This is a genomic window from Vibrio sp. V08_P9A1T1 (genome assembly GCF_963874405.1).
In the GTDB taxonomy this organism is placed as follows: domain Bacteria; phylum Pseudomonadota; class Gammaproteobacteria; order Enterobacterales; family Vibrionaceae; genus Vibrio; species Vibrio anguillarum.
The window spans coordinates 1-10169 of the sequence record NZ_CAWNIB010000032.1 but is presented as its reverse complement, the minus strand read 5'-3'; the positions used below and the strand labels follow the sequence as shown (position 1 = coordinate 10169).

The following is a 10169-nucleotide window of genomic DNA, read 5'->3' as shown; positions in this document are numbered from 1 at the left end:
ATATTAATCTCTCCATGCAGTGGATCTTTAGAGTTTATTCCTGTGGATTTTATCATCGGTAGTTATAAATAAATTGTAACAATTATCGCAGAAACCTTACTTTATACACGAGCATTTCTAATGCGTGGCTATCGTTTGAGTAATGTTTAAAAAGTGACTGTTTATTTTATTTTTTGACTCAAGCACTATGCACATGTAGGAGTATTTACGTGTTACCAAACCATACGTTTTAATACTGCTGCTTTCTTGATGTCGATTGCTATGACACAAGTTTTATGGTGGCTGGAATGGAGAGAGAAAAATAACGATGGTAGCCGAGCATCTTTATATCGTATTAGGTAAACGACTTGTTGATCAGCAATTAACATTAGAAGGGCGTAGCCGTGTTGATGGCCTTGTTAAGGCGTTACAACGTCATGACATCGATCATAGTGTCATTGCTTTATGTGGTGGGCTCACGCTAGGGCAACAGATTTCTGAAGCGAAGGTTATGTATCATTATCTTCAATCGGAACTTACTCGGCTCAATGTGTCACTTTCGAATAACCGCATTTTGCTGGAAGAGTACTCAACCAGCACGGTAGAAAATATCGAAAACGTCGCGTTAGAGCTGCAAAAAAACGGTGGTATTGACACACAAAAAACATTAGCTGTCACTTTCATTTCTAACGACTATCACTTGCAGCGTATTTTTGAAATTCAGCAACTAATGGATGAACAAGGGTTACTGCGAGTGCTAAAACAACGCTGTGAAATGATGGGGATCACGCTGGCTATTTCACCGGATCTGCACGATCACCTAGCGGTGAAATACCCTTATACGCATTTAGCCGCGGAACTGTTTCTATTGGTCGATCAACTAACAACTTACCGTGTCTATCTTGAAGGTGTTGTGGCGGGCTCATTTCTGCGCGATCTCACGCAAGTGAGAGCCATTCCTTACCAAATAGCATATGAGGCTATTTTAGCGATCAACCATAAAATCGCAGACAACCCAAAGTGGTTTTTTGTTCGCTGTCTTACGGATTTATTGATGCAGTGTATCAATGCCACAAAGGGGGCGTTAAATGTCAGTGAGATTCAACCTTATCTCATTTTGTTCGACAGCAACTTAACGTTATTGAATCGATATCTTGATCCTGAAAACCCGTGCGTCGGACGCTGGTGGCGTCAGGGATAGTAACAAGCGAAATAGATGAATCAAAGAGACCCCGCAATGCGGGGTCTTTGCTTTTTAGTCAAGCGACTTATTTCCTGACCAAAAACCGTTTTGAACAAAACAACGTGTTAAGCCGTTTCTAACGTACGCTCTTTGACCACGCTTAGACGCTCGCCATAAATTGGACGTAGTGCTGCCAGTACATGGTTACGAGTTAGCATACCGACAAACTTGCCATCTTCAAGGACGGGGAGATTTTGTGGTTTGTTCACTTTCATGCTTTTTGCGCGCTCTTCTAAAGAGAGTGAGCTAAAACGAGTAGCAATACCCATGCTAGTGGTAGGGTATAGCTGTTCTTTATCGATGCATAAAAACTCGGCGATATCAATCAGACGGTCAGATGCATCGATGGCGATAACATCGCGGCTCATAAGATCCACCACTTTTTGCCCTTCGGTAGGGAGGTAGTCTTGGCACCATAAATCCACCATGACATCGTGAGCTGAGAAAAACCCGACCAAACGACCAGCCACATCAACCACAGGAGCACTATCGAGCTGGTTATCCAGCAACATATCAATCGCTACTGCGGTTGGCATTTCCACGCCTAGAGTTACAGGTTGGGTGTTCATAATGTCTTTAACTGTAATTGTTTTATTCATTTTCGTTTCCTTCACTGACGTAATTGTTGCTGTTTCCGTTATAGTGCTAATGTTTGCGGCTTTAAGTTGTGGACGGCGGAAAATAGACCAGTTGGCGAGACCAACCAACACAGCACCGCCGACGATATTGCCCAAAGTCACTGGGATAAGGTTTGCCACCACAAATTGATGAATGTTCAAATCTGCATAATGAGTGGCACTGATACCGATTTGCTGCCAGAAGCTCTCTGGTGCAAAGTTTTGAATCACAATGCCTAAAGGGACCATAAACATGTTGGCTACGCAGTGCTCAAAGCCGCTAGAGACGAACATCGCCACAGGCAAAATTGTCATTGCGGCTTTGGTCATTGCATTGGCAGAGCTAAACGTTAACCAAATAGCAAGACAAACCAGTAAGTTACATAGCACCCCAAGAGAAAATGCTTGAACAGGTGTATGGTGTAGTTTGTGCTGTGCGATGTTTAGCGCATTCAACCCCCATTGACCATCATCCAACTGATAGAGACCAGCCCCAGTAACCAAAAGCAGTAAGAACATGGCACCAATGAAGTTACCGATATAAACCTTGCCCCAAATGGATAACATTTTGCTAAAGCTGATTTGTTTATTGGCCCAAGAAATGCTCGACAATACGGAACTGGTGAACAGTTCACCGCCACAAATCACGATTAAAATCAGCCCCATGCTAAAGGCTAAACCACCCGCTAACCGACTGAGCCCCCAACCTGCGTTAGCACTGCCTGTGGTGACAGTGATGTAGAACAAAAATGCTAAGCCGATAAAAGCACCAGCCATAATGGCAAGGCTCAGTGTCATACCGCTACTTTTCTTGGCTTTGCTTAATGCAAATTTCTCGGCTTCTGCCATCATCTCAATCGGTGAGAACAGCTGTTTATTTTCAGAGTAGGCTGCAGACATACACGCTCCCAAAGCTCAATTTCATAATTACCTCCCAAGTTCAAACAAAGCGTCATGCCTTGCTTTCCATACAGACTAACGAACGGGTCATGAAGTAGTAAAATTGATAATTTTTAGATTACTCATCAAATGAATTGATATGAATAAATGAAAGAGTAGAATGAAACCGTTTGCGCATATTAACTCCCTTGAAATTAAAGGTGTGGCGCGCAGTAGATGAAAGCTAAATAGGAAAAGCAGTGCGGTATTCACTCAAACAATTAGCAGTTTTCGATGCTGTTGCCGATAGTGGCAGCGTCAGTCAAGCTGCGGATAAATTAGCGTTAACTCAATCCGCGACCAGTATGTCGCTAGCACAATTGGAAAAAATGTTAGGTCGCCCTTTGTTCGAAAGACAAGGAAAGCAGATGGCATTGACTCATTGGGGAATGTGGCTTAGGCCGAAAGCGAAGCGTTTATTACAAGATGCTCAGCAGATCGAAATGGGCTTTTATGATCAGCACTTGCTTAGCGGTGAAATCAGTATGGGAGCCAGCCAGACCCCTGCCGAGCACCTCGTTCCAGACCTTATCAGCATTCTTGATAACGATTTCCCAGAGATGCGTATTGAGCTTGGTGTGAAAAGCACCAAAGGGGTGATCGATGGCATCCTCGACTACAAATATGACCTTGGTATCATTGAAGGTCGATGCGATGATAACCGTATTTCCCAAGAAGTGTGGTGTCGAGATCACCTAACAGTGATAGCTTCGGCTCATCATCCTTTTGCCAAATGTAAAACGGTGAGTCTTGCACAGCTTGAACAAGCCAAATGGGTGTTAAGAGAACACGGTTCTGGTACTCGCAATATTTTTGATAGCTCGATTCACCATCTTATTTCCGATTTAGATGTGTGGCGAGAGTACGAACATGTTCCTGTGCTACGCAGTATGGTTGCGAATGGTCCGTACTTAACTTGTTTACCTTACCTCGATGTAGAACGCTTTATTGAGAATGGCCAACTGGTAGCGCTCAATGTGCCTGATCTGAATATGGAAAGAACGTTGTCGTTTATTTGGCGAGCAGATATGGCTGAAAACCCGTTGGTTGAGTGCATTAAGCGTGAAGGACTGCGCATGATGAAAGGACGACCAAGCGTACTTTAAGCTTGTTAATCTTGGTTATGATTTACTTTGTTACTTCTCAATATGGGGTGTGATAAGTGAAGCTATTGAGTGTTCGCATTTATCATCATGTCACACACCCTCATTACCTAATCTAACGCTCATGCTCGATTAAAAAGCACTTCAAATGTGTTGATTTATCGTTTGCGTCAACATTTCAATGAAATAAGTGAAATCATTGCATTTATTTCATGACTTAGGTCACTAGTCATCCGTGGTTGAAGCTTTTAATATCGGCACTTGATTTATTGATGTCGCTATAGCAACGGCTTGTTAAATGACAGGCAGATAGCGGCTAAATGAGGGCGCTATGAGCACACTATTTGCAATTTCACTAACGACAGGCATTCTTTCTGGTGTTTGGGGCTGGATAGCCGTTTCGTTAGGCTTACTATCATGGGCTGGCTTTTTAGGATGTACGAGTTATTTTGCCTCTCCAACCGAGGGTATTAAAGGTCTTGCAGAAAGTTTGATAACTAATATCAGTGGCGTTTTTTGGGCAATGGTCATTATTCATTCATCCAGTTTGGTGAGCTTGGATATTTTGGGTTACGTTGTCACTGCGGTAGTGGCATTTTTAATGTGCATTCAAGCGTCGAAAGCGTGGCTTGGTTATATCCCTGGAACCTTTATTGGCGCTTGTGCCACTTTTGCTGCGGGTGGTGATTGGCAACTGGTTATTCCATCACTTCTATTCGGTGGCATTTTTGGCTTTGCGATGAAAACAAGTGGTATGTGGTTGCATCAACGATCTAACCAGCCAACGCTGAGCGACAGCGCAACTGTTGAAACGCGTTCTAAATCCTCAACTTGTTAATTTATGTTTAAGACTAATGCTGGTGAAATCTGCATTGGTAAAGGTTACCCCCAATTGATCCGTATCGATTCATCAAAATTGTTGATATACCCATTCAATATAAGATTAGTCACATATAGCGAAATGGAAATGATACGAGGCACACAATCATGTGTGCCTTTTTTTACGTGTGGCCATTGGCCATCGTAATCACGCGTTTTAGTGTCCAGCGCAGCAGTACAGGAATAAAGTCCACACCTTGTTGTTCACAATGGGAAACGATGGCAAGTGCCAAATCAGGTTTCGCGTGTTTTTTCAGCACACGTGTGACCACTTTTTTCGCAGGGATTGGATGATCGTAAGGTATTTTAATCAAATCTTTGAAGAAATGTTCAAAGCCATGAGAGTACAGAAAATGTTCGATATCTCGATCGGGAAGTTCGGTCAGGCGATGCCGTTCTTGATCACCTGTTAGCATACCGCGTACCGTTGACGAATATTTTTTGCCAGCGGGATCGCCATCAGTCACGACATGCCAATCAATGCCAAACGCTTTCGCCACTTTAATTAAGGACTTCAGACCAGACTGAGCAAATTCGACAATTTGTACTCCTTCGGCGGCTAGATTATAGCCACACTGGCGAGCCAGCTCACTAAACAGCCACACCTCAGTTTCTCCTTCAACCAACAACCAGCAGCGAGCAAAAAGCACCCCTGAGCGATGAAAACGGATATGAAAACCGATACGTCGTAGTTCGTCCTTACTCAATCCACGAGAGATCATCGAATTTGCAATGGTACGGTCAGAAGTACGCACCAAACGCCGAATCGAATGAAGGGGAACAGAGCCAAGCAGATCACCACTGTTCGTTGTGAGAATTTTCTGCATGGGTAATAGTTGAAGTAAACTCCAAGCGCGCGCCAGATGAGTAGGGTGCAATCGACCTTCGGGATCTTCGATAATCAGCAGCGGCCTAGCGCAACGTCGTAGGTCAGTTGGGCCTTTGGCTTGCAGATAAGCATTGAGTAAGCCCATCAACAGCAAACGAGTTTGCTTATTTTTAGTTTCTTCAACAAATTGGCTTATGTTTTTATCGGCGGTTGGGCTGGAATAGACTAAGCTGTCACGTTGCTGTCTTGGGTTTTTACGTGTCTGACTTTTGAATGAAAAATAGTGATCAACTAATACATTCATTGAGTTAAGGCTACTTCTCATCTCGCCTTTGTTGACATGTCCAGGAATGGCCAGTAAACGACGACAGGTATTATCAATGCGTTTTTCGGCGCGAGAATTTTTACCGTTACCATTGACGAAAGGTCGCTCGAAACGCCGTGAATCTTTCAAACGGATCACTGGGTGTAAGCTCATCAGCTCTTGCGCTAATTTTTCGGAATGATGCAGCGGTAGTGGATTGCCTTCGAGGTCTAAAAACAGGTAGCGAGTGGTAATATCATATCGCTCACGAGTGGCACTGATGCGATAGAATATCCGTTTCGTACCCGTTTCATCTTCAACCCAAATCGGCCTCAGCTTACGATAACGGCCGGATCGAGATTCATTTTTGTCTGTAGAAACAAAGCTTAAGACAATTTGTAAATGCTGAGTTTGAGGATGAGCGATAGAGTAATCGACGTGGAAATCTTGCATTTCAAATTGATAAGGTACACCGTTGGCTGGTAGCACTACTGATAAGGCGTCCAACAATGAGGACTTCCCCCAAGTATTTTCACCGATCAATGTGGTGAGTTCATCAAAAGCGAGCGATAAACGTTTGATTCCTCTGAATCCGGAAATTTCAATTCGCTCTAGATGCATAGGCAGACTCCTTTTATAACTCAACGAGTTAGCTTCTCGCTGAGTCTGTTTTTCTTTAAGCATAATAGAAATTATGCAGATAAGTAGGCTGCTGGCTCACATATCAAGTGTTTATGTAGGGTCAGCCGAATGAGACAAAGGCTACAAAGCGTGATGAGGTTGACTTAGCGTAATTATATTTTCAAACTCGTTTCATAAAAGTCACGATTCTGTCATGATTCTTCAGCTAGGATAGAGTGGAAAAAGAAGAGAAAGATAAATGATGCATAAAAAGAATAGACCAGCATCAATTATGCTGGCACACATTAATGACACTCATTCATATTTTGAACCGACATCGCTGCAATTGACTCTCCACATCCAACAGCAGACTTTAACACCGTATGTAAGTGCTGGCGGCTTTGCACGAATTGCAACACGAGTTCAGCAATTGAAAGAAGATGCGGCGCGTATGAAGCGAGCCTTTGTATTTTTACACGCTGGGGATTGTTTCCAAGGCACGCTCTATTTCTCGCTATTTAAAGGTAAAGCCAATGCGGACATGCTCAACGCATTGAATCTTGATGCGATGGCATTAGGCAATCACGAACTGGATATGGGTAATGAACCCGTTGCCCATTTTGTTAAACGTATTCAATTTCCATTGCTAGCTGGCAATTGGGATCTTTCCAATGAAAGATCGAATAAGCCTTTTCCAATAGCCGGTAGCTCGCAAGTGATAAGTTATCAACCTCAAGGTAAATACGCTCGCTGGATAGAAAAACAGGCTGGTGATGAAACGATTGCAATTTTCGGCTTGTCACTCGATAAAATGGTTGATATTGCCAACCCAGATCTCGATACTCCATTTATTAACGCTATCCAAACGGCAAAAAATACGGTTGCTGAAATACGCGCTAAAGGGATCAACAAAATTGTTCTACTTAGCCATTTAGGTTATGAAGCGGACATTGAGCTCGCACAGCAAGTGGAAGGCATTAGTGTTGTCGTCGGCGGGCATAGTCACCGATTACAAGGTGATTTTAGTGCACTAGGGCTGATGAAAGATGATGAGTATGGTTTAAGAATTAATGACACTTATGTCGTCCAATCTGGTTATCATTCTTTGAGCTTAGGTCATTGTTATATCGACTTTTCAGCCGATGGCAAAGTGAACAAATTTCAGGGTCGTAATGAACTGTTACTGGGCCGTCGACTGTTTCTTGATGCCAGCATGAGCGAAGCGGGCACCGATAACACCCATTTAGCGGCGTGCGAATTTTTAAGCCAACACCCTAATGTGGTGGTGTGTAAGAAAGATCCGCAGGTCCAAGGAATATTGATCGATAAATACATGCCGCGAGTACGTCAGCTGCAACAAAATATTATCGCACATGCTGATCGTTTCTTAAGACACGTCAGAATTCCTGATGAAACTGGGCCGAGTGAGTTGGCTCCTTTGGTGGCTCAATCATTCGTCTATGCCATGCGGCAAAGAGGGCACCCCGTGCAGTTTGCAATACATAACGCTGGTGGAGTCAGAAACTCGCTCAACGCCGGACAAGTTTCGGTGGCAGACATTGCCGGAAATTTATTGCCTTTTGCCGTTCCTATTGGTGTCTACCGAGTGCAGGGAGAAACCTTAATTGAGATGCTTGAAGGGGCGATTAATAATGCGCTGGGCAATGGGGTCGACGGCACAGGTTCTGGCAGTTATCCTTACACCCACAATCTCTCGTTTACTTATGCCGCCGATCGGCCTGTAGGACAACGCATCACAAATGTGTTGTTATTTGATGAGCAAAAAGGTTGGCAACCAATTGATCTTAATAGTTATTATTGTGGAACCTCTTCGGCCTATACCATGAAAGGCAAAGAGGGATATGATGCGATACTGAAAATGAAGGGAGAAGGTTTTGTTTCGAATGTGTCAATGGCTGATGCGTTTATTGAACTGCTGACGGAAAAACCTGAAATACTTAACCACGCAGGAACTCAACCCCAACATCATTATCAGTAACTCGGTTTGACATAAATTTACTGGCATAGACTTTGCTTTTTAACTTTCAGTCTTAACGCATCTTCAACCCGATGAAGGTGCATGAAGATGTGAAAGGGGAAAGTATAATGTGGATTAGAGATTGGTTAGATGCTGCTGTCGTCGTTGCTTGGGTCAGTGCATGGTCTGTATTGGTGTATTTATTACCACTGGCAGGCGTATAAAAATCTAAGCTAAAAAGGAGCATAAATGGCTCCTTTTTTTGATCACGGCTATGGACCTTTGCATCCAATAGGCATAAAATCCGCGCTGATTGGGGAGTAGTCGCCTTTGTTTACTTATCGTCAGCTCGTTAAGCGCATGCTTATCCGGTAAGTATAAATAGCCTTCTGTTAAAAACGGAATGCTTATTTCGACGAGACCAACGCATTCAGCTCTGTTCATTATGAACAGCGGTTTTTGTTTGCGGAAGGTTTCGATCGGTTAATCCCATCTTATCCTTCCGCCTTTGGAGGATATATGACCCCAACAACCTATCTCAGCTTTGCAATTCTGACTCTATTTCTTGTTGTTATCGATATTTGGCAAACCCGTGGTGGTAAAGTCACGATCACTAAAGCGGCCGTTTGGAGCGTGATTTGGTTTATGCTGGCGTTTGCATTCGCCGCGAGTATCTATTTCTTTTGGGATAGTTACGCACCAACCAGTTCATACAGTGCCGAAAAGGCGACGATCTCGTTTATTACTGGTTACTTGTTAGAAAAATCGTTAAGTGTTGATAACTTATTCGTCTTTGCGATTATTTTTCATCAATACGCAGTCCCAGAGCATTTACGCCCGCGGGCTCTATTGTGGGGAGTGATCGGCGCTTTGTGTTTACGAGCGGTAATGATTGTGATTGGTGCACAGCTGCTCGAGCAATATCATTGGTTACTTTATGTGTTTGCGCTATTTCTTATGTGGACTGGTATTCAACTTGCACGCGAGAAAGGCGAGGAACAGCTAAACCCAATGCCAGAAAAACTGATTCGACGCTGGTTCAATGTGACGGATCATTACGAAGGAAACGCTTTGGTTGTGAGCCGCAATAAGCAATGGTTTGTGACTCCAATGATGATTGTGATTGGCGTGATTGCTTTTATGGATGTCATGTTCGCATTAGATTCAATACCGGCTATTTTTGCCGTGACCCGCGAACCCTTTTTAGTGTTAGCAGCGAACGTGTTTGCGTTACTTGGTTTGCGATCTTTGTACTTTGTGTTGCAAGGGATGATGGATAAGTTTATTTATCTAAAACCAGCGCTTTCCTTCATCATGATCTTCATTGGTATTAAGATGATGCTAGTCGGTTCTGCGTGGGAAATTCCGACACCAGTCTCACTGGGTGTACTGTTAGTCACTATGATTATTGCGGTGTTGGCTTCTGTCTATAAGCAGAGAAGTCCATTACCTGCTACTCATAAGTCATAATATAAGTAAACGGAGGTAAGTGTTTGACAATACTTACCTCTCTCTTTTATTTATCCTTTATCTAACCGACGATAAAAATATTAATGTGAAAATTTTGTAAATAACCGGTGTTTTTGTTTTTCATTGCGATTTAAATTCACCAAATCAAACTTAATGTGAATAAGTAGTCGATTATCGTGGATAATAAAAGCATGCATTGTTATGGGG

At 43.1% G+C, this 10169-nt stretch carries 7 protein-coding genes; 5 read left to right on the top strand and 2 right to left on the bottom strand.

Going from position 1 to position 10169, the window contains the following annotated elements:
- Positions 1-307 precede the first annotated feature (307 nt).
- Positions 308-1180, top strand: a complete 873-nt coding sequence (locus AACT21_RS01955; RefSeq protein ID WP_094164646.1) for a YdcF family protein — start codon at positions 308-310, stop codon at positions 1178-1180.
- A 107-nt stretch (positions 1181-1287) separates the two neighbouring features.
- Here AACT21_RS01955 and focA read toward each other — a convergent pair whose 3' ends face one another.
- Positions 1288-2739, bottom strand: coding sequence for a formate transporter FocA (gene focA / locus AACT21_RS01950; protein WP_026028498.1), 1452 nt, complete (start codon positions 2737-2739; stop codon positions 1288-1290).
- 239 nt (positions 2740-2978) lie between these two features.
- Here focA and AACT21_RS01945 point away from each other — a divergent pair, with 239 nt between their 5' ends.
- Positions 2979-3884 carry a LysR substrate-binding domain-containing protein gene (locus tag AACT21_RS01945; protein ID WP_013867825.1) on the top strand — a complete coding sequence of 302 codons (906 nt, stop codon included), beginning with the start codon at positions 2979-2981 and terminating at the stop codon, positions 3882-3884.
- A gap of 328 nt (positions 3885-4212) precedes the next feature.
- The gene (locus tag AACT21_RS01940; protein ID WP_019281895.1) at positions 4213-4719 is read left to right on the top strand and encodes a DUF1097 domain-containing protein; all 507 of its coding nucleotides are present in this window, start codon (positions 4213-4215) and stop codon (positions 4717-4719) included.
- A 163-nt stretch (positions 4720-4882) separates the two neighbouring features.
- Here the strand turns inward: AACT21_RS01940 and AACT21_RS01935 are convergent, their stop codons facing one another.
- Positions 4883-6514 (bottom strand): ATP-dependent endonuclease, encoded by a 1632-nt coding sequence (locus AACT21_RS01935; RefSeq protein ID WP_026028965.1) that lies wholly within the window; start codon positions 6512-6514, stop codon positions 4883-4885.
- Positions 6515-6773: 259 nt separating this feature from the next.
- Here AACT21_RS01935 and AACT21_RS01930 point away from each other — a divergent pair, with 259 nt between their 5' ends.
- Both AACT21_RS01930 and AACT21_RS01925 read left to right on the top strand, forming a co-directional pair.
- Positions 6774-8513 (top strand): bifunctional metallophosphatase/5'-nucleotidase, encoded by a 1740-nt coding sequence (locus AACT21_RS01930; protein ID WP_094164645.1) that lies wholly within the window; start codon positions 6774-6776, stop codon positions 8511-8513.
- Between the two features lie 498 nt (positions 8514-9011).
- A complete protein-coding gene (locus tag AACT21_RS01925; RefSeq protein WP_176430249.1) occupies positions 9012-9962 on the top strand; it encodes a TerC/Alx family metal homeostasis membrane protein in 951 nt (316 codons plus the stop codon).
- Positions 9963-10169 lie beyond the last annotated feature (207 nt).